Origin of the sequence: Pseudoalteromonas prydzensis, from assembly GCF_001661495.1 — a bacterium.
GTDB lineage: Bacteria > Pseudomonadota > Gammaproteobacteria > Enterobacterales > Alteromonadaceae > Pseudoalteromonas > Pseudoalteromonas prydzensis.
Map to the genome: position 1 here is coordinate 14419 of NZ_BDDT01000014.1, position 19402 is coordinate 33820.

The following is a 19402-nucleotide window of genomic DNA, read 5'->3' on the forward strand; positions in this document are numbered from 1 at the left end:
TATCTGCTTAATGTTAATTTAACCCATTTTGAGTCAAAAGGTTAAGCTTGGCGTTTAAAATTATCTAAAATAATTCCCGTTGCCATAGCAACATTGAGTGATTCAGCTGCGCCAAACGCCGGAATCGTAATTTTATTTGTAACCAGTGCGGCACAGGCGCCGCGAATACCATGCGATTCACTGCCCATTAGTAATACACCTGTTTGCGCGAGTGTTGCTTGATGTAAGTTTTCACCCTCTAAAAAGGCACCATAAATAGGTAAATCAAGATCATTTAAATAAGCAGGTAAATCTACTTGGCTTACGGCAACGCGGACAAACGATCCCATAGTGGCACTAATAGTTTTTGGGTTATATGGATCGGCACTGTCTAAGCTCGCTACAATATGGTTGATCCCATACCAATCAGCTACGCGAATAATCGTCCCTAAGTTACCAGGGTCAGATACGCCATCCAAAGCTAACATTAATCCTTCTGGGCTTGGTAAAGCAATGGTTGGCATAGCAACAACCGCAATTGCCGCATTGTTTGACACTAAGGTACTGGCTTTAGTTAGGCTGTCTTCATCCGCTTCTATCATAGTGACATGAGGAAATTGTGCTTGGAACTGCGCTATAAAGGCAGCTGTAGCAAATACATCAACTATCGCCAAGCCACTTGCCAATAACTCAAGTACGTTTTTTTCACCTTGCACAAGGTATTGATTATGTTGCTTTCGGTACTTTTTTTGACCTAATGCGCGAATTAACTTGAGTTGGTTTTTTGAAATCATAACAGCCTCATAAAATGACGCCGTGAGTATAACAGATATAACTGGAAGTTCTAAAATTGAAAACTCAGTCTTTCTACCGTTTAATCAGCTACTACTGTTGATTATGATTGATTAAAAAGCATTTTTTTAGTAACTTTTGCTGCTTAATAAAAGGAACTGGAAATAAAAATGGAACCCACCACACATTCAGCTGAATCACCAATCGCAACTAATCCAACTATCTTTCAAGGCCGAGTACAATTTAGCGGTCAAGCTGGCGAATTCTTTGGCATCTGGATAGTCAATATTTTGCTTAGTATTTTAACCCTCGGTATTTATTCGGCATGGGCTAAAGTACGCACCTATCGTTATTTTTATGGTAACACCCAAATCGATGGCCATAGTTTTGACTACCTAGCCACCCCAATACAAATTCTCAAAGGGCGTATTTTAGCGGTGGTGGTGTTTGTAATTTACAGCCTTGTTGTACAGTTATTGCCATTAATTGGACTATTATTCGCACTCGGCTTTTTATTGGCTATGCCTTGGATCATCAACCAAGGCCTACGTTTTAATATGCGTATGACCCGCCATCGTAACGTACGTTTTGCATTTTCTGGCAACTACGGCGACGCATTCGTTAACTTTGTACTATTGCCTATCGCCAGTGTATTCACCTTGTATTTATTACTGCCTTACGCGTTAAAGCGTATGGATCAATATTTACATGAAAATATCAGTTACGGTAATAAAGCTATCAATGTGAACCTCAAAGGTGAAACCTATTATATGGCTGCACTCATTACAATTGGAGTTGCAATCGCAGGTTTGGTCATTTTTGGTATATTTGTAGGTATTAGCGGTGTTGCGATGAGTGTAGGTAATGTTGACCCAGGTAACTTAAATGTCTCGACAATATTATTTCCCGTGTTAATCATGGCACTCTATATTGCATTTTTGACATTGCTCAGTGCAGTTTATCAATCAATTATTCGTAACCATATATTTAACAGCAGTGAATTTGACGATGTTGCTAGTTTTAAATCTGATTTAAAGGCAGCTGACTACGCCATACTACTATTTACTAATGCACTGGCAATTATTTTTAGCTTAGGCATGGCTTACCCATGGGCAAAAATACGCAGAGCTCGCCTACTCGCTAAAGCAACAGAGGTCACCATCTACAGCGGTGCCCTTGCAATTATTGATACCGCACAACAAGAGCAATCATCATTTGCCGAAGAAGCGGCAAATGTGTTTGATATTGATATTTCGCTTACTTAAATGAGTGATTTTCCTATCACTGGCTGCTATTACTACCCTAATAGTAGCCAGCATCAACAATGCAGCGCTATTGTCACTGACGACAACCTGCAACTTGTCGACGCTCAACAACAGCTTTTAGTGTCTTCATCACTCGTAAATTGCCAGTTAGAAAGCCCTTTGCCGGGTATTGCATCCGCAATCAGCTTTTCTGAAGGGGGCCGCTTTGTGCCCCAGGATATACATTTTCGCTGGCCGTTTGCTCCGGATAAACAGAGACTTACTGAACGCTTAGAAAAAAATAAAGCGCTTATTTTACTGTCAATTATCTTAACGCCACTGCTATTGTGGTTTATTTTATACCGAGGCATCCCAGCCATCGCGGTATATAGCGTAAGCTTGGCCTCCCCTAACACCGTTGAAAACATGGGAGAGCAAGTTCTCACTGTGATTGAGAAAGTTGCTTTAGAGCCAACAAAGCTCAGTGAAGACCAGCAATCAGCATTACAGTTACAATGGCAAACCATGCTCAAGCAGTTGAATTTAGATACCGCTAAATTTAGACTCTCATTTTATAAATCAGACTACTTGTCTGCTAATGCGTTTGCACTGCCCCATGGCCGCGTTGTTGTTACCGATGAGCTTGTTAAGCTCTTAAATGATAAGCCGGACGCACTCCGCGCAATTTTATTACATGAAATTGGTCATGTTGAGTACCATCATGGTATTCGCCTGACCGCCCAAGCGGCTGCCAGTAGTATTGTTCTCGCGGTTATTTTTGGTGACTTAGAAGGTATTACAGAGGTGGTTTTGGGCTCTGGATCGTCTTTTTTACAGCAAGCATTTTCAAGAGATATGGAACGCGAAGCTGATCAGTATGCCATCGAAAAATTAATTGCATTAGGTTACTCTAATCATGATTTTGCGGATGCAATTGAAGCCCTGCAAACACGCTTCAATGAACAGGCTAAGCTTGATGATAGCTGGTTAGAATACTTATCAACACACCCAAGCTCGCAAGAGCGAATTGATTATGCGAGGCAATATAAGCCCAAATGACACCTGAGTTAACGTTAATCGTTTTAGCCGCTATCATGATTGCGCTAGGATATGGTTTTATTTACCCACGCTTTGCAGGTAATGACTTTAAAAGAGTATCGATGCAAGATGTGTTTGCAACGGCCGTAACTTTGTTTATCGCTGCGAGCTTATATTACAACTCCAACATTGAATTTAACTGGCTAGGATTTAAGTTGAATTGGTTTTGGTTTACCTTGCTAACTTACTTAATTATCGAGATACCTGTTTGTTTGCTCTATGCAAAAAAGCATAATATGAAATTTCCATAATTTGCGGGATTAAAAAAAGCGCCAAATTGGCGCTTTTTAATCTGCATTAAAACATATTAATACTTATGCTTTAGTGCCCATAAATGCAATAGCTCACTGGCAATGGTTGCTGCGGCAATCGCAGTTAATTCACTTTGATCATACGAAGGTGATACTTCAACCACGTCCATACCAATCATATTAATGCCTTTAAGAGCACGTAATATTTTCAGCACTTTGTCGCTGCTTAAGCCGCCGCATACTGGTGTACCAGTACCTGGAGCAAACGCCGGATCTAAGCAATCTATATCAAAGGTGATGTACACCGGCAAATCACCTACTCGGGCTAAAATTTGCTCAGCAATGGTTTGCGCCGATAAATCATTGGCAGCCATCGCATCAATCACTGCAAACTCGTGTTTGCTTTGATCAAAATCAGTACGAATACCAATTTGGATGCTGTGATCAACGTCAATCAGCCCTTCCTTCGGCGCATGATAAAACATGGTGCCATGGTCGTAGCGTGAGCCATTACTGTAAGTGTCTGTGTGGGCATCAAAATGCACCAAGGCCATTTTACCAAAGCGCTTTGCGTGCGCGCGCAGTAATGGCAGAGTTACAAAGTGATCGCCTCCTAAACCTAAAATCGTTTTGCCTTGGCTTAAAATACCTGTGGCTGCGTGTTCAAGCTTAGCGGTAAAGTACTCAGCATCGCCAACTGGGTAAGTAAAATCCCCTGCATCGGCCACTTTTAAACGCTCAAACAATTTAAACGTCCATGGGTACTTTGTTTCTTCCCATGCTAAATGCACTGATGCACGACGAATCGCATCAGGGCCTAACCGTGCACCTGGGCGTCCTGAGGTTGCCATATCAAATGGCAACCCTAACACCACAACATCAGCATTGATGTCAGCAATATTTTGTACCATTGGCTGACGTAAAAACGTCATGCCATTGGAATACAATGAGTGATCAGGGTGATCAAACAAAGTGGTCATATTAAAGCTCTTCTAAATAAGTATAACCGTCTAAACCCGCTTGTAATTCATCAAGCACGCTTTGTTGCTCAGCTTGTGGTAATTTTGCAGCCACCAGCTGTGCATATGAAGATTGAAAACCTTCAACATCTAAGTGCACATAACGCATCATATCTGCCACTGTGTCACCTTGATTAATTTCTACGATACTCGCCTGGCCTTGCTCATCCATGCTGATCATCGCACTGTGGGTATCACCGAACAGGTTATGCATATCACCTAAAATCTCTTGATACGCGCCCACTAAGAAAAAGCCCATCAAATACGGTTTTTCTGCACTAAATGCCGGCACTGGTAAAGTGCTCTCAATGCCTTGTCCATCAACGTAATGATCTAGTGCACCGTCTGAGTCACACGTAATATCTAATAATACCGCACGACGTTGTGGCGCTTCAGTCAGACCACTTAATGGTAATACTGGAAACACTTGATCAATTCCCCACGCATCAGGCAGTGACTGAAACAATGAGAAGTTAACAAAAAACTTATCTGCTAACCGCGCATTGAGTTCATCGATGATTGGACGATGAAAACGGTTTTTATTATCCATGTGTTTGTTAAGCTCATAACATACACGTAAGTTAATTTGCTCTGCCCATGCCCGTTGAGTTAAATCTAATAAGCCCATCGCAAACTGGTTATGCGCTTCAGCTAAGTCACCTTGGCTATCATGATAAATCTCAATCAGTGCACGGTCGTCAGTCAACACATGCAATTGCTGCCAAGATAACCACATATTATTTAGTAATAATGGGGCATCTGCTGCTGGTGCTTGAATTTCTTCAGGCTCGTAGCTTTCAGTGCCAATCACATTAGAGATAAGAACCGCGTGATGCGCAGTTAACGCACGTCCTGACTCAGAGATAATGGTCGGGAACGGTTGCTCATACTGCTTACAAATATCACCTATGGTGTAAACAATATTATTTGCGTACTCTGCTAAGCTGTAGTTCATTGAGTTATGAGACTGGCTTCGCGTACCATCATAATCAACGGCTAAACCACCACCTACATCTAGGCAATCAATTTGTGCGCCTAATTTACGTAACTCACAATAAAAACGTGCCGCTTCGCTGACACCTAAACGTACATCGCGAATGTTGGCCATTTGCGACCCTAAATGAAAATGCACTAACTGTACTAAATCAAGCTGATCAGTTTCTTTTAAGCGGTTCACAACATGTAATACTTGTGAAGCCGATAAACCAAATTTTGATTTTTCACCGCCACTGGCTTGCCATTTGCCTTTACCTTGCGACGCTAAACGTACGCGAATGCCAATGCGTGGTTTTACATTAAGTTCTTTCGCTTGGCTAAGTACCATATCCAGCTCAGATAATTTCTCAAGCACGATATACACTTTGTGGCCTAACTTTTCACCAATTAGCGCTAAACGCACATATTCCTGATCTTTGTAGCCATTACATACAATCACTGCACTGGTTTTTTCAGCTAACGCTAAAACGGTTAATAGCTCAGGCTTACTGCCCGCCTCTAAACCTAGTTGTTTCTTTTCAACATTGGCTTGGCTTGCCACGATTTCTTCAACCACTTCACGTTGTTGATTCACTTTAATTGGATAAACAAGTAAGTAATCTTTAGGGTAACCATAGCTTTCAATTGCGGTATTAAATGCCGCACATAAACTGTGTACACGGTGATGCAAGATTTGTGGAAAACGTACCAAAGCAGGCAGACTTAAACCTTTATCTTCAAGTTGTTTCGCGATATCAATAAGTGCAATGGTTTGCTCTGGGGCATCAGCCTTTGGCGCAACATACACATCACCTTGATCATTAATACCAAAAAAACCTTGGCTCCAATGACGAACATTGTAACTCGTACGAGCTTGTTCTAGTGATGTTGTCTCTTTCATTTATCTTTCTCTTTTATTTAATGAATGCCTTGCGGCTGTTGCGCGCATTAAAAGAAAAATAGCTTATCAAGTCCAACAAGTATTTTTGCTCGTAACGAGTGAGGTTTGCTGTTGATAGTGTGAAAGGGCTTGCAGGGTACAATTTGGGTGCCCAGCCTACGCCAAGCCCCAAATTATTTAGATCTGAATTGAAAAATTATTGATTTAAGCCTAATTCCATAAATAAACTTTGCGGATTCTCTGTGTAGTTACCAAACGGGCCGCAAGGTTGAAAGCCTAAGTTTTCATATAAACTTATTGATTTTTTTTGTTTTGGCCCCGTTTCCAATCGGATCAATGGAATTTGTTCCTCTCCGGCATGATGCAATAAGATTTGCATAATACGTCGAGATAACCCTTTGCCACGATAACTCGGTTTTACATACAAGCGGCGTATTTCACCATAAGGAACGGTATCAAGCTGTTTTACAATCGCTCCACACGCGACAATACCATCGTCATTTTTTAAGCCTATCGCAAATATATTAGGCTGGCCAAGTTCATTGAGTGATAACGACTGAGCCGTAGCGACTGGATACAGAGAATTTATAAGCCTATCGATATCCGAAAAAACATTAATCACATCCGGATCATCAGGGGTTAAGTCGACTAACTGCATAAAAGCTCTAATTTATAATTATAATTTGATAACAAACTATACCGAATTGCAGCGAATGAACAACCCAGAATAATGGATTTATCGTTTATTTATGCATTTATTTGTTACTACTTTTGTCTTGCGTCTGTATTTTAATACTCTGTTAGCTACTGTATTTATTAAAGTTTTATAAAATAACAAGCTATAACATCAAGTTCTATCGTGCAGCGCCGATAAGTTATATAAGGTATCGTTAAAGGAATAACAATGAAACTAACTAATTTTAATCAAATACAGCAGATAGCGTTACAGAAAGTGTCTGCTAATCGGGCCGCTGAATTTAAAACTGCAACGACTCTTATCGAACCACAAGGTAACTTATCAAAGCTGGAAAGCGCAGCAAGTACGCCCTTGCATGACCCCTTTAAAGGCCGTAGGTTTAACTTAGACTATACCCCCTCTTCCTATTTGGGTATGAAACATCACAGTATCGTTTCTAGTAATACCATTAACATGGGAGAACCAATCACACAGCCGAGCTACCGCTATGGTGATTTTACAGATCACGATGACATAAATGCTTTTTTAGATCAGGTGGATCGTCTAGATGGGGAGTTGAAAAATATGTTTCAACACCTAAGGCCAACCGCTGAGTTGCTTGAGCTCGTACAAAAAATGAGTGATGAAGAACTTGCTGCATTCACTCAGTTTGCTGTCAAAATCTCTAGTCACTTATTTGGCATAGAAAACAAGAATATTAGTGAGCAGTTAATTTCATCGTTAAGCAAACTCTCTGATGATGCCTTAAGCAGCACTATTGCAACCATGGGTGAGCTATTACAGCAAGGGAATGAATATAAAAAACCAGTGTCACCAATCGGTGAGAATGAAAATGGTAATGAAACGTTAGAAATGATCAGCATGCCTGAAAACATTAATTGGTTTAAATCAAACTATAGCGCCAACACAGCAAAGTATGAGTTAGCAAATAACTATGCCGATTTATTAATTGAAAAAACCTTTAGCGAAGGCCAGCTTATCCAATTAAATGACCACCTGTCTGAAAGTACACTTGAGCAAAGCAGCGGTATTATCGACATGATGAACTTAGTTAAAACCCATCAAAACGATGATGTATTAGCGATGCTCAATGAAGTTGATAAAGACGGCGAGCCAAACTTATTAGACTACCTTTCGCAGCAAACCAATTACCAAGCGAATAAACAGTATTACCAAATGGACAACGGTAAATTTGTTGCACAGCAAGATAATATTAGCTCTGACTCTAATAGACGTGAGCTTTATAACAATATCTTAAACGCCTATAACGACATTGGCATGGGCTGGATAAACGATGCGCTAGAGCAGTTCACCGGCACGCCAGCGCAAATTCAAAACGAATTATGGCAAACACTACTTGATGATAAAGAAAAACTGCCTGAGCAGTTTACCCGCTCAGACTCAGTTGAAGCTTGGGCACTAAAAAATATTTCGCGTATTGAAGGCGCATTTCACGTAGCTCAAATGAATAAAATTTATGACTATAATAGTGAGCGACTAATACCTGATTTAATCGGTGATCTTACCTTTTTCAGCAGTGGCAACGTTCGCAGTTCAGTAGATAGTGAAGAGCCACAATCAGCTGAAAATCAACCGTAATCAAAGAACTTACGGTGCTCTATGCCTGCCAAGTTGGCATTCACTTTATTAGGGTGTTTATATTCACGCCAGTTGGCGACATTTCGGCCAACATTTAATTTCGCAAAATTAGTATCGCCATCTGTCGGCATACCCAAAAACTGCTTTAGTGTAAAAAGGGCGCCCTGCTCGCTTACATCAAGCGATAAAAAATCATCACGATCTTTAAAATACTCTAATACTGCCTGTTGATGTTGTGTATAACAAGCAGCCAACTCGCGCTCATTCAGAGGGTGAATATTAGGAAAAGTTTGTTGAAAGCTGCGTTTTAATACTGGATTAAAATGGCCTGTTTTAAGGCACAAATGCGGCGCCATTTTTTCAAGCAACATAGTGATGGAAGGTAACCACGCGCTAAGCTCTCGATTTAAATAAATAAACTTGCTGTGGGGAAATAATAAATCTAATTGCTTGAAATCACTAAAACATGGCGCGTCTGATACAGCGTCAGCTACCTCAAATGCTTTTTTAGTAAAGGCAGTATGCGCAACGAGCAAGCCCATGTCTAATAGGGCAACACTAATGCTGGTAGTGCCCGTTCTTGGTAGACCGATAATAAAAATCTTAGACATCACAAACACTCATGTAAAAAGGCTGGTTAGTATATACCTAAATGGCAGCATCACCCACAGAGCAACAAAGCTAAGCCGAAGTTTAACCGCAAGCTCCCTTATTTATTATTCATATTGCTACGGTGCCCATAACTCAATACTCGGGTAATTTCTAATTTGTCGCCTAAGTCATGCCAAAGCATCACAAAATCAGCTTTACCGTCACATTTATTGCCGCCATCTTGACAAAATATGTGGGTTCCTTTGGTCATTACACCAAAATCTTTAATGGTAAACACTTCAAACGTGCCGCTGAGCAACTCCCGCGTATAGTTACCACATGCAAAATTCTTGGTATTGGCTATCATGGAATCACGATCCCAAGTCACCCCACCATTATCATGGTAAAACTCGACATCTTTGGCAAAATAACTAGCATGCTTCGCCAATTGCGCTGGATTATCACAATGATTAAAAGCATCAAACAATGCGGCATCTAAACCGCGCATTTTATTTTGTAAAGGATCAGTATTGGCGTAACTTAAAAGTGGAACCAATAACAACGACAAAAAATAGCGTTTACTCATAGTCATTTGGGGCATCCTGACAAGCTGATTGCAGCTCTCGTATCAATTAATCTACAAACCATAGCCCAGCGTTAATATTGATACAATTATTTACTGCACTTTCTATTTGCGCCTCAATGGCAATCCATAATGTATTCAGGCCTCGCTGTTACACGCTGGATTTTAAACACTTTGTTACGCAAAAATACTGTTCAAAAAAGCTGAGCAACTTATACTGTGAGCAATGTTGATATGATCTGAGGTTTTAACGTGCAATTTACGCAGGGTATGGAATATTTTTTTTCGGGCTTTAAATTAATCACCCAGAAAGGTTTAAAGCGCTTTGTGCTTATTCCTTTGTTAATCAATATTGTGCTCTTTGGTAGCTCGTTATTCTTTTTATATGGCTGGCTTACCGATGGGTTTGCTTATTTAAATGATCTATTACCAAGTTGGTTAAGTTGGCTCGAGTGGTTAATGTGGCCGATTGCCGTATTAGTTATTTTATTTAGCTACAGTATGCTGTTTACGGTGATCACTAACTTTATTGCTGCACCCTTTAATGGCTTACTCAGCGAAAAAGTTGAGCTGCACTTAACGGGGCAAAAAATTAATGATGATGGCTTAGCGGAGATTGTTAAAGACGTGCCGCGGATGCTTGGCCGTGAATGGACAAAACTTTGTTACTATTTACCACGCGCCATCGGTTTCTTTATTTTGTTATGGGTATTACCTGTGATTGGCCAAGTGTTGTGGGTAATGTTTACTTGCTGGATGTATGCGGTGCAATATAAAGATTATCCATTTGATAACCATAAAATCAATTTTAACGAGATGAAGCAAGACCTAAAACAAAAGCAAACATTATCTTACGGGTTTGGTATAGCGGTTCTGCTACTTACTGCAATCCCGATCGTAAATTTAATTGTTATGCCCGTTGCAGTGTGCGGTGCAACGCGCTTATGGGTAGACCAATACCGCCCTAATTACCGCTAATAGCAATATTCAAAGGGGACTGCTAGCAAACCGTTAAAGTCCCCAAACTGCCCCCTTTATTTACACTAAAACTTGCCGTGTATTGGCAATAAAATGATGTACTTCGCGCTCTATTTTAGCATCGACAGGCTTTTCAGGCTTGCGATCATTCGGACAAGGCATTCGAGGCGTAGTACCAAACAAGCGGCAAATCAACGGCCGCTCGTCATATACAGTGCAGCCTTTAGGGCCCAGATGTACACAATTAAATTCATTTAGTGCGGCTTCATGCTCGGCATCCGTTTTTACTGGTAATCGAGACATTTCTTCAGATGAAGTTGTTACGGGCCCACAGCAATCATGGCAACCTTCAACACATTCAAACTGTGGTATATTAGCGCGCAAGCGCAAAATAACTTCTTGGTTCTTATACATCAATTTTTACCTTTATTTAGCCGGTATTCATGCCACACTAAAATTAATTAGCTATATAGGCTTTGCGGCACTTTCGTCACGTTCAAATGCACAGTGACTTCTTCCCTATCATGATATAAATGCTTAGCTTGTAGCTCATAGCTTATGCCGTATTTATTAAGCTCTTCTTTGATCATGGTTAAGCATTCATACACACTATCAAAACGCTTTTTCATAGGGAGTTTCAAGTTAAATATGAGCTCTTTGGCGTAGGCATTGACTGCCCAATCAATCATAAGACTGGTTACTTTGGTTGGTTTTTCCACCATGTCGCACACCAACCAAGTAATATTTCTTTTTTCTGGGCGGTATTTAAAGCCATCAACACGAAAATGTTTAACTTGACCTGTTTCCATTAAATCATCGTTCATTGGGCCATTATCAATAGCGCTGACAAACATGCCACGGCGCACTAATTGATATGTCCAGCCACCGGGGCAAGCACCTAAGTCAACACTGCGCATACCGGCTTGTACGCGGCTTTCTTGATCTTTTTCAGGAATAAATACGTTAAACGCTTCATCCAATTTTAATGTCGAGCGACTCGGTGCATCACTTGGCATTCTTAGTCGTAATATGCCCATAAAAAATGGCGAGTTATTATAGCTATATGAATGGCCAACATAGGCGGTGTTGTTGGTTAAAAACATGATGTGCATAACAGGACGATTAGCTTTCGGTTCACGTAGCACAGTGTTTTGTTTCTCTAACGCTTTTTTAAGCGGAGTAGAGATTTTTTTGCAAAACGTTAATAGCTCTTTGCCTTCATTTGTATCAGGCGTTTCTACCCGTAGCTCTGAGCAAAGTGGAAAATCAACTGCTGCTGTTACGATTTCGCCAACTCTATCTTCAACAGGCATATTTTCCAGCAAAGTCCCAGCAAACCATTGACGGGCAAACACCATATTTTTGAAATCGACTTTTTTAATAATTTCGTCACTATGGTGCGCTTCAAAACATTCATAGATCACATAACCGGTATTAGGTTTTGCTTTTACATAGCCTGCAAAGCCCTGCTCTGCTGCATGAAATGTTATTTCTGCAGCGGCATCATTTTCAAACCCACTACGACAGTAAATCACTACACTTGACATAAAAACCCTTTAATTACGCACTCGCGCGATATTCTCTATTAAAATTTGAAGCGCGCCACTTGCACTAATAAAATAACCCAGCCGATTATAAAGCAGACTCCACCAAGTGGCGTAATTGGCCCTAACCACTTATAACCTGTGATTGCTAATAAATATAAACTACCGCTAAACAGCACAATACCAGCAATAATAAACCAACCAGCCCAGCTTAAGTTAATTCCCCATTTAATTAAAATGGCAATCGCAATTAGCGCAAGGCCATGCACCATTTGATATTCTGCTGCGGTTTTAAATACGCCGATTGCGTATTCAGACACTCGGCTTTTTAAGCCATGGGCTGCAAATGCGCCCAACACCACTGACAGCATACAAAATAAACTGCCTGTCATTAAAAATAGTTTAATCATGATTTTTCCTGCGAAATTGCCTTTAAATATGCTGCTTGATAAACCCTACGGCGTGCTCAGCTGCGCTTTGGATATTTTCACTTTCTGTAAAACCACTGCGTTTACGTGGCTTTAATGAATGATCGCCATCAGGTAACCAGACAAAATCAGGGCGCTTATCGAGCTGCATCTGAGTTAATTCATCGCGAGTACCAAACGTGTCGCGCTCCCCTTGAAGCACCATAAACGGGCATGCTATTTTGCCAAAATGATCGATGCGTAATTTGTCAGGCTTACCTGGTGGATGAAATGGGTAGCCAAATGCAACCACCCCTGAAATTTCGGGAGTTGTTGCTCGCGCTTCACTGACAAGCATTGATGCCATGCGCCCGCCCATCGACTTACCACCAATAAATAGTGGAAGCGTAGGTTGTGTAACGGTTAATACCTGTTCAAAATAATCCAGCAGTTTAGGTGCCCGATCGGGTGGCCTGCGCTTATTAGTTTGCTTGGCAGTTTGCATATATTGAAAATCAAACAAACCTACATCAATTTCATGCGCAGCTATTAATTGCGCCATCTGCTGCATAAACTCAGAATCACTACCTGCACCGGCACCATGGGCAAAAATAAACTGAGCTTTAGCAGGCGACTTACTTCTGATCCATTCAATCATATTAATACTCTTGTTCTTGCTCAACGAGGCTGAGCATCCACTGCTTAAACGACACTATTTTACCCAATTCAGATTGCGTTTCACGACTCACTAAATAATAGGCATTTTTACTTTCTAAACTGTGGTTAAAAGGAATAACTAAACGCCCTGCATCGATGTCTGGTTTAGCAAGCACGCTGTTACCAATGGCAACCCCTTGGCCATGCACAGCGGCTTGAAGCACCATGGATGAGTGGCTAAAAATAGGCCCTTGGTTTACTTGTACATTACGTACGCCCGCTGTTTTCATCCAGGTTTTCCAGTTTTTTCGAGTGGTATCGTGCAGTAAAGTATGATTTGCCAAATCACTGGGCTGATTAAGTGGTTTTGGCCCAGTTAATAACATTGGGCTACATAAAGGTACTAAATATTCGGTATGCAGCTTATGGGTTTGCACCCCACTCCAATGACCACGACCGTAATAAATCGCGACATCAACATCATCAGTAAGTGAATTTTCGTCTTGATCTTGGGCTTTTATCCGCACATCAATTTCAGGGTGCAGTTCGTTAAATAAGCTCAAGCGTGGTACTAACCATTGAATAGCAAAGCTGGGCGTTAAACTAACGGTTAATGAGCCTTTTGCACCACGTGCTAACAGTTTTTCTGTCGCATCAATGAGCTGGGTAAATATTTCTTTAATATCTAAAAAATAACCTTGGCCTTCTTCGGTCAGTAATAATGAACGATTTTTACGTAAGAATAGCTTTAAACCGAGGTGCTCTTCTAAGGTTTTAATTTGATGGCTCACCGCTGCCTGCGTGACATACAATTCTTCCGCCGCTTTGGTAAAGCTCAAATGGCGAGCAGCAGCTTCAAATGCTTTTAAGGCGTTTAAGGGAGGAACACGTCGAGACATAGCAACCAAACTTAGAATTAGTTTTTCTTATGGATGGATTATATACGCCAACTAGCTAGGTGTATATTCAAGACATAAAAAAAGCGACCTTAGTCGCTTTTTAGGTATTATTTAAAATTATAAATCGCTGGCGCTGGTATCCAGTGGGCTAAAACTCTTGATCAAATCATCCACGGCTTTCATTTGGCTTAAATAGCCTTCTAGCTTACTCAGTGCCAGTGCACATGGACCATCACATTTAGCTTCATTAGGGTTTGGATGTGCTTCAATAAATAAACCTGCAATACCTAATGCCATGCCGCTACGAGCAAGCTCAGCGGCCTGTGCACGACGGCCATCGGCAGAATCAGCACGACCACCTGGGCGTTGCAATGCATGGGTTGCATCAAATATAACCGGCGCCATTGGTTTCATGTCGTCCATGCCAAGCATATCAACCACTAAGTTGTTATAACCAAAGCTTGAGCCGCGCTCACACAGGATAATATTGTCATTTCCTGCTTCATTAAATTTAGTAATGATGTGACGCATTTCGTGCGGCGCTAAAAACTGTGGTTTTTTAACATTTATAATTGCGCCCGTTTTCGCCATCGCAACAACTAGGTCAGTTTGACGCGCTAAAAAAGCGGGTAATTGAATTACATCAACAACTTCAGCCACAGGTGCGGCTTGGTGTGGTTCATGAACATCGGTGATCAAAGGCACGTTGAAGGTTTTTTTAATTTCTTCAAAAATTCTTAATCCTTCTTCCATACCTGGTCCACGGTATGAGTTGATTGATGAGCGGTTTGCTTTATCAAACGAGGCTTTAAATACATAAGGAATATTAAGCTTAGTGGTCACTTCAACATAATGCTCAGCAATACGCATTGCTAAATCGCGCGATTCTAAAACATTCATGCCACCGAACAATACAAACGGTTTTTCGTTTGCCAGTTCAATGTCATTAATCTTAATCAGTTGGTTATTCATTTTTCATTCCTTAAGGTGCAACTGCTTGCATCATTAATCCACAAATATAGGCCATGTAAGTGCCCACGCCATAACCGAGTACGGCTAGTAACACGCCAACCGGTGCAAGCGACGGGTGAAATGCTGACGCCACCACAGGTGCCGATGCAGCGCCGCCGACATTCGCTTGCGAACCGACAGCCATATAAAATAACGGCGCTTTAATAATTTTAGCAACAATCAGCATTAAGCTGGCATGGGTTAGCATCCAAATTAAGCCGATAACAAAATACATTGGCGATTCGACTATCGCAGTGATATTCATGTGTAGACCAATTGAGGCTACCAAAATATATAAAAAGCAAGAAGCGACTTTTGATGCACCAAAGGCTTCAATATGGCGAACTTTAGTAAACGATAATGCAATACCAATCGTCGTCGAGATAACGATCAGCCAAAAGAATTTACTGTTTAAGCTGTATTCTTGTGCCCATGGGAAATTAGCCCCAAAATAAGGCCCTAAGAAATCAGCACAAAAGTGTGCAAGCCCGGTAATACCAAATGCAATAGCAATGATCATAATATAATCATTCATTGTAGGCATGCGTGCATGCTCGGCCTGATACTTCTCAACACGGTTTTTCAGCTCTTCAATCGCGCTGGTATCAGCGCCGGTTTTTGCATCAATAGCTTTATGGTTGGCAGCCATTAATAACAATACCGCCATCCATAAATTCGCGACGATCACATCTACCGTCACCATCGCTGAGAATATATCGCCACCCACTTCAAACATTTCTTTCATCGACGCTTGGTTTGCACCACCGCCAATCCAACTACCTGCGATGGTTGTCATACCACGCCATACTGCATCTGGACCATGACCGCCAACAGCTTCAGGATACACTGCACTCATGATCAAAATAGCCAATGGGCCACCAATAACAATACCCACAGTACCAGTTAGAAACATAATAAGGGCTTTGGGGCCAAGATTAATAATAGCTTTTAAATCAATACTAATGGTCAGTAAGATTAAACATGCTGGAAGCAAATACCGTGATGCAACAAAATACACATTGGATGAGTGACCATCAACAATGCCAAAGGTGTTCAGTAGTGAAGGTAAAAAATAGCACAGTAATAATGCTGGGACATATTTGTAAAACTTTTTCAGCGCACTATTTTGGCTGCTCGATGTTTTAAAAATAAAGCCTAATATTACTGCTAATAAACCAAAGACAACTGCGTCATTGGTGATCAGAGCCGTATGGGCGTCAGCCATGTATATTCCTTAAAAGTTAATGGTGAGTTTTATGATTATCTTCGAGTTCTTCAAGTTGATGCTGGATAATTTCAATCGCAGGATCATCTGGGCACTCATCGATAAAAAATTGTAAATCGTCACGAGCCATTTTCGGACAATCTAGTTGGTTAAGTAAATAGCCTCTGTCGCGTCTTTCGTACGGGTCATCGCCTATTAACTCCATCAACATCTCAACACAGCTTAAAGCATGACCAAACTTGTTGCTGGTAATGAACGCCCACTTTTGTTGCGCTAAGTAAAGCTTATACACTTCCTCGTCAAAAATAAGCTCTAGTGGCTCTTGTTCATCGCCATTTTCTTCACTGGCGTTTTCAGGAATGATATACCAACTTTGCTGACCAGAACTTGGCTCAAGCAAATAGCCCTCTTCATCGCTGATGGCAACATGAACATTTATTTCGCCATTATTAATCGTCACATTGGCGTCAAAGTCAGCGTGGTTAAGTAAGTGGCAGAGTAAAATAGCCAGCGTGGTTTCTGAACCGCTGCGCATGCTTAACATATAGCTAAAGCTGTTGAGGGTATATTCGGGTACTTTCAGGCTAGATACGCTAAATAGCCACTGCGTAAAGAACATATCAACTAACGCATCAAAGCGCTCATGAATATCTTCGTGTTGTTGACACAGTGCGGTGACTTGCGTTTCAAAGTCGTTTAAGGTGGCAAAGCTATCACTTAAATCGGCGTGTGGATCCCACTTCGCTTCTGCGCTGATACAACGATACAACGCTTGGGGAACGAATGTGTCAAAAGCCTCATCTTGATAGGGTTCATTTTGATCTTCAAACCAAGGGGTGGTCATTTATACGGCAACATCTTAAATAGAAAATGAACGACTAGTTTACCTAGTTTTTAGAGCAGATACCAACGCCGTAGCTAAGTTTACTGTGCAAAGGTAAAAATTCCCCCTTGCACAGTCACTACTTTAAAGAAATAAAGCAGTTTTAGTGACAGCCAATTTACCAATTAGCGCTATGACCACGGTTGTAACAACTAAAAACAGCACTTTAATACTGGTTTTTTGTTGTTTACTGGCAATAATACCCAATGCAATATAAGCCACCACGAGAATAATTTTTTCAAGTAACCACATTTGCTCTAGTGGATTGATCTTTGCAATCGCCATTAGCACTATGGCTGAAATAAGTAACAAGGTATCGGTTGCATGGCTACCAATAAAAACGACTTTATTTTTTGCGATAGTGCCACTGCCTAAACGTGAAAATGAACGAACATAAAATAAAACAATGCTTAAAACTGCAATTGCCATGTGTGTGTGTTTTACTGCTAAATAATCCATATGCCCCTAACTACTCTTTAATGTTAATTTTAAATCCGGTGTTAATTTTTAATCTGGATAACGCGCCAGTATTTGTTCAAGCTCTTCAAGATTATCATTAAATATATCAACGAGCTTAGGCTCAAAGTGCATACCTTTTTGCTGGTTTATTTCATTAACAACGTCATCAATTGTCCACGCTTCTTTATAACAACGTTTATGGCGTAGCGCATCATAAACATCCGCAAGCGCAACGATACGACCAAACACATGAATATCCAGCCCTTGAAGCCCTTGAGGATAACCCGTGCCATCCCACTTTTCATGATGGTCACGTGCAATCTCAGCACCCGCATTAACAATTTCTCGCCGAGAGCCTTTTAATATCATAAAACCTTTTTGGGTGTGGGTTTTCATTACTTCCCATTCTTCGGCGTTCAATTTTGCTGGTTTATTCAAAATAGCGTCTGGAATACCTACCTTACCCACATCATGCAATGGTGATGCTAACCGTACGAGCTCGGCTTCACGCTTTGATAAACCATATGCCAGCGCTAAAGTATGGCATATATGCGACACCCGTTTCACATGATTCCCGGTTTCAGTTGAACGCTGCTCCAGTGCTTCACTTAAACGAAACACAAGCTCTTGTTGAGTTGCTTCAATTTCCGATTGTAATTGCACATTTTCATACGCTAGTTGTACATTTTGCGAAAATATCTCAATTAAATGGCGCTGCGTGTCAGTTAAATACTTTGGAATGCCAGAAATAAACAGCATTGAATTATGATTATGCTCACTGCAACAGTATGCAAACAGGTAATTATCTTTATAGACTATGGTTTTATCTTGGAGTGCTTGTTGACACGCTAATAGCTGCTCGGTATTCAGTACTTCTTCAATTGCTTTGCCTTCACTGCGTTCAAAATCGCCTCGCCCAGAAAATACCACCAATTTATGTTGATTATCTTGCGGGTTACCAGCGACTAAACTCGTTGCATACATAGCTTGATCAACCGTGCCCAACAACGAAGTCAATTGCTGCATTACCCCTTCAATAAAATGATCGAGGGAGTGAGCTGAGAAAATATCACGCGAGGCTTTAATTATTTTCTCAAGGCCTTGGCGAGACTGTTCAATTGATAAAATATCACGATAAGAACGCAGGCTTGACATCACGACTGTAAATAGTTTTTGCGCGGTCAGCTCTGTTTTAGATTTATAGTCATTAATATCGTAATTAACGATAACTTGACGCTCTGGAGCTTGGCCTGGTTGGCCTGTACGAAGGATAATACGAATATGATTATTTTTAGCAACTTCACGAATATACTGCGCGACTTTTAAACCTGCATCGTCAGTTTCCATCACCACATCGAGCAATACAATGGCAGCATCCGGATTTTTATCTATTTGCTCTTTTGCCTCAGCACCTGAGTATGCGCTAATAAATTCTAAGCGTTTATCTTGAAATTCAAAATCACTTAATGCAAGTTTAGTAACAGCATGGACTTCTGGCTCATCATCAACAATAATAACTTTCCATGTGCCCTTTATTACTTCACAAATCTCTTCTTGCGGTTCGTCCGAAAACAAAAAATCATCCATCATACTAAGTCCTCAAAGGCGGT

The 19402-nt window shown here is 40.9% G+C and carries 21 protein-coding genes; 5 read left to right on the top strand and 16 right to left on the bottom strand.

Annotated features, from left to right (window positions below; all coding sequences use genetic code 11):
• Positions 1–41 precede the first annotated feature (41 nt).
• Complete coding sequence (locus A7968_RS18570; protein WP_064668050.1) at positions 42–773, bottom strand: RNA methyltransferase; 732 nt, start codon at positions 771–773, stop codon at positions 42–44.
• 168 nt (positions 774–941) lie between these two features.
• Here A7968_RS18570 and A7968_RS18575 point away from each other — a divergent pair, with 168 nt between their 5' ends.
• Genes A7968_RS18575 through A7968_RS18585 form a run of 3 tightly spaced genes read left to right on the top strand, consistent with a single transcriptional unit; the run spans position 942 to position 3364 of the window.
• The gene (locus A7968_RS18575) at positions 942–2036 is read left to right on the top strand and encodes a YjgN family protein (RefSeq protein ID WP_064668051.1); all 1095 of its coding nucleotides are present in this window, start codon (positions 942–944) and stop codon (positions 2034–2036) included.
• Positions 2037–3074: a M48 family metallopeptidase gene (locus tag A7968_RS18580; RefSeq protein WP_064668052.1), complete on the top strand. Its 1038-nt coding sequence runs from the start codon at positions 2037–2039 to the stop codon at positions 3072–3074. It abuts the gene before it with no gap.
• Entirely contained in the window at positions 3071–3364 is a 294-nt protein-coding gene (locus A7968_RS18585; RefSeq protein ID WP_064668053.1) for a hypothetical protein, read from the top strand. Before A7968_RS18580 ends, A7968_RS18585 begins: the two co-directional genes overlap by 4 nt.
• Before the next feature lie 56 nt (positions 3365–3420).
• Here the strand turns inward: A7968_RS18585 and speB are convergent, their stop codons facing one another.
• The 3 genes from speB to A7968_RS18600 all read right to left on the bottom strand — a co-directional run bounded on the left by speB (position 3421) and on the right by A7968_RS18600 (position 6917).
• Entirely contained in the window at positions 3421–4344 is a 924-nt protein-coding gene (gene speB, locus A7968_RS18590; protein WP_064668054.1) for an agmatinase, read from the bottom strand.
• Position 4345: 1 nt separating this feature from the next.
• On the bottom strand, positions 4346–6259 hold the full coding sequence (speA, locus tag A7968_RS18595; protein WP_064668055.1) for a biosynthetic arginine decarboxylase: 1914 nt from the start codon (positions 6257–6259) through the stop codon (positions 4346–4348).
• A 196-nt stretch (positions 6260–6455) separates the two neighbouring features.
• Positions 6456–6917: a GNAT family N-acetyltransferase gene (locus A7968_RS18600; protein ID WP_064668056.1), complete on the bottom strand. Its 462-nt coding sequence runs from the start codon at positions 6915–6917 to the stop codon at positions 6456–6458.
• Between the two features lie 246 nt (positions 6918–7163).
• Between A7968_RS18600 and A7968_RS18605 the strand changes: the two genes are divergently transcribed.
• Positions 7164–8555 (top strand): hypothetical protein, encoded by a 1392-nt coding sequence (locus A7968_RS18605; protein ID WP_064668057.1) that lies wholly within the window; start codon positions 7164–7166, stop codon positions 8553–8555.
• Here the strand turns inward: A7968_RS18605 and A7968_RS18610 are convergent.
• Both A7968_RS18610 and A7968_RS18615 read right to left on the bottom strand, forming a co-directional pair.
• Positions 8546–9166, bottom strand: a complete 621-nt coding sequence (locus A7968_RS18610) for a sulfotransferase (RefSeq protein ID WP_084448237.1) — start codon at positions 9164–9166, stop codon at positions 8546–8548. The two genes, A7968_RS18605 and A7968_RS18610, sit on opposite strands and share 10 nt — an antisense overlap.
• A gap of 98 nt (positions 9167–9264) precedes the next feature.
• Positions 9265–9738: a nuclear transport factor 2 family protein gene (locus tag A7968_RS18615; protein ID WP_225736672.1), complete on the bottom strand. Its 474-nt coding sequence runs from the start codon at positions 9736–9738 to the stop codon at positions 9265–9267.
• Positions 9739–9999: 261 nt separating this feature from the next.
• Between A7968_RS18615 and cysZ the strand changes: the two genes are divergently transcribed.
• Complete coding sequence (cysZ, locus tag A7968_RS18620) at positions 10000–10707, top strand: sulfate transporter CysZ (protein WP_225736674.1); 708 nt, start codon at positions 10000–10002, stop codon at positions 10705–10707.
• A 60-nt stretch (positions 10708–10767) separates the two neighbouring features.
• Here the strand turns inward: cysZ and A7968_RS18625 are convergent, their stop codons facing one another.
• From A7968_RS18625 to A7968_RS18670, 10 genes are all read right to left on the bottom strand, one after another.
• Complete coding sequence (locus tag A7968_RS18625) at positions 10768–11121, bottom strand: YkgJ family cysteine cluster protein (protein ID WP_064668060.1); 354 nt, start codon at positions 11119–11121, stop codon at positions 10768–10770.
• Between the two features lie 47 nt (positions 11122–11168).
• Entirely contained in the window at positions 11169–12254 is a 1086-nt protein-coding gene (rlmM, locus tag A7968_RS18630) for a 23S rRNA (cytidine(2498)-2'-O)-methyltransferase RlmM (RefSeq protein ID WP_064668061.1), read from the bottom strand.
• Between the two features lie 38 nt (positions 12255–12292).
• Entirely contained in the window at positions 12293–12661 is a 369-nt protein-coding gene (locus tag A7968_RS18635; RefSeq protein WP_064668062.1) for a DUF423 domain-containing protein, read from the bottom strand.
• 22 nt (positions 12662–12683) lie between these two features.
• Positions 12684–13316, bottom strand: coding sequence for an alpha/beta family hydrolase (locus A7968_RS18640; protein ID WP_064668063.1), 633 nt, complete (start codon positions 13314–13316; stop codon positions 12684–12686).
• A 1-nt stretch (position 13317) separates the two neighbouring features.
• Complete coding sequence (locus A7968_RS18645) at positions 13318–14214, bottom strand: transcriptional regulator GcvA (protein ID WP_064668064.1); 897 nt, start codon at positions 14212–14214, stop codon at positions 13318–13320.
• Between the two features lie 117 nt (positions 14215–14331).
• Positions 14332–15186 (bottom strand): 3-deoxy-8-phosphooctulonate synthase, encoded by an 855-nt coding sequence (gene kdsA / locus A7968_RS18650; protein WP_064668065.1) that lies wholly within the window; start codon positions 15184–15186, stop codon positions 14332–14334.
• Between the two features lie 10 nt (positions 15187–15196).
• The gene (locus A7968_RS18655) at positions 15197–16450 is read right to left on the bottom strand and encodes a DUF819 family protein (protein WP_064668066.1); all 1254 of its coding nucleotides are present in this window, start codon (positions 16448–16450) and stop codon (positions 15197–15199) included.
• Between the two features lie 16 nt (positions 16451–16466).
• Positions 16467–17294, bottom strand: a complete 828-nt coding sequence (locus A7968_RS18660; protein WP_064668067.1) for a tetratricopeptide repeat protein — start codon at positions 17292–17294, stop codon at positions 16467–16469.
• Positions 17295–17417: 123 nt separating this feature from the next.
• Positions 17418–17792 (bottom strand): SirB2 family protein, encoded by a 375-nt coding sequence (locus tag A7968_RS18665; protein ID WP_064668068.1) that lies wholly within the window; start codon positions 17790–17792, stop codon positions 17418–17420.
• A 48-nt stretch (positions 17793–17840) separates the two neighbouring features.
• Complete coding sequence (locus A7968_RS18670; protein WP_193330422.1) at positions 17841–19382, bottom strand: response regulator; 1542 nt, start codon at positions 19380–19382, stop codon at positions 17841–17843.
• Positions 19383–19402 lie beyond the last annotated feature (20 nt).

What these genes read in the sequence shown, in the direction of transcription:
- rlmM (WP_064668061.1), bottom strand. Translation starts at nt 12,254, where the DNA reads ATGTCAAGTGTAGTGATTTACTGTCGTAGTGGGTTTGAAAATGATGCC.
- kdsA (WP_064668065.1), bottom strand. Translation starts at nt 15,186, where the DNA reads ATGAATAACCAACTGATTAAGATTAATGACATTGAACTGGCAAACGAA.
- A7968_RS18585 (WP_064668053.1), top strand. Translation starts at nt 3,071, where the DNA reads ATGACACCTGAGTTAACGTTAATCGTTTTAGCCGCTATCATGATTGCG.
- A7968_RS18605 (WP_064668057.1), top strand. Translation starts at nt 7,164, where the DNA reads ATGAAACTAACTAATTTTAATCAAATACAGCAGATAGCGTTACAGAAA.
- A7968_RS18670 (WP_193330422.1), bottom strand. Translation starts at nt 19,382, where the DNA reads ATGATGGATGATTTTTTGTTTTCGGACGAACCGCAAGAAGAGATTTGT.
- A7968_RS18660 (WP_064668067.1), bottom strand. Translation starts at nt 17,294, where the DNA reads ATGACCACCCCTTGGTTTGAAGATCAAAATGAACCCTATCAAGATGAG.
- A7968_RS18580 (WP_064668052.1), top strand. Translation starts at nt 2,037, where the DNA reads ATGAGTGATTTTCCTATCACTGGCTGCTATTACTACCCTAATAGTAGC.
- A7968_RS18635 (WP_064668062.1), bottom strand. Translation starts at nt 12,661, where the DNA reads ATGATTAAACTATTTTTAATGACAGGCAGTTTATTTTGTATGCTGTCA.
- A7968_RS18665 (WP_064668068.1), bottom strand. Translation starts at nt 17,792, where the DNA reads ATGGATTATTTAGCAGTAAAACACACACACATGGCAATTGCAGTTTTA.
- speB (WP_064668054.1), bottom strand. Translation starts at nt 4,344, where the DNA reads ATGACCACTTTGTTTGATCACCCTGATCACTCATTGTATTCCAATGGC.
- A7968_RS18625 (WP_064668060.1), bottom strand. Translation starts at nt 11,121, where the DNA reads ATGTATAAGAACCAAGAAGTTATTTTGCGCTTGCGCGCTAATATACCA.
- A7968_RS18615 (WP_225736672.1), bottom strand. Translation starts at nt 9,738, where the DNA reads ATGACTATGAGTAAACGCTATTTTTTGTCGTTGTTATTGGTTCCACTT.
- A7968_RS18570 (WP_064668050.1), bottom strand. Translation starts at nt 773, where the DNA reads ATGATTTCAAAAAACCAACTCAAGTTAATTCGCGCATTAGGTCAAAAA.
- A7968_RS18610 (WP_084448237.1), bottom strand. Translation starts at nt 9,166, where the DNA reads ATGTCTAAGATTTTTATTATCGGTCTACCAAGAACGGGCACTACCAGC.
- cysZ (WP_225736674.1), top strand. Translation starts at nt 10,000, where the DNA reads ATGGAATATTTTTTTTCGGGCTTTAAATTAATCACCCAGAAAGGTTTA.
- A7968_RS18640 (WP_064668063.1), bottom strand. Translation starts at nt 13,316, where the DNA reads ATGATTGAATGGATCAGAAGTAAGTCGCCTGCTAAAGCTCAGTTTATT.
- A7968_RS18575 (WP_064668051.1), top strand. Translation starts at nt 942, where the DNA reads ATGGAACCCACCACACATTCAGCTGAATCACCAATCGCAACTAATCCA.
- A7968_RS18600 (WP_064668056.1), bottom strand. Translation starts at nt 6,917, where the DNA reads ATGCAGTTAGTCGACTTAACCCCTGATGATCCGGATGTGATTAATGTT.
- A7968_RS18645 (WP_064668064.1), bottom strand. Translation starts at nt 14,214, where the DNA reads ATGTCTCGACGTGTTCCTCCCTTAAACGCCTTAAAAGCATTTGAAGCT.
- speA (WP_064668055.1), bottom strand. Translation starts at nt 6,259, where the DNA reads ATGAAAGAGACAACATCACTAGAACAAGCTCGTACGAGTTACAATGTT.
- A7968_RS18655 (WP_064668066.1), bottom strand. Translation starts at nt 16,450, where the DNA reads ATGGCTGACGCCCATACGGCTCTGATCACCAATGACGCAGTTGTCTTT.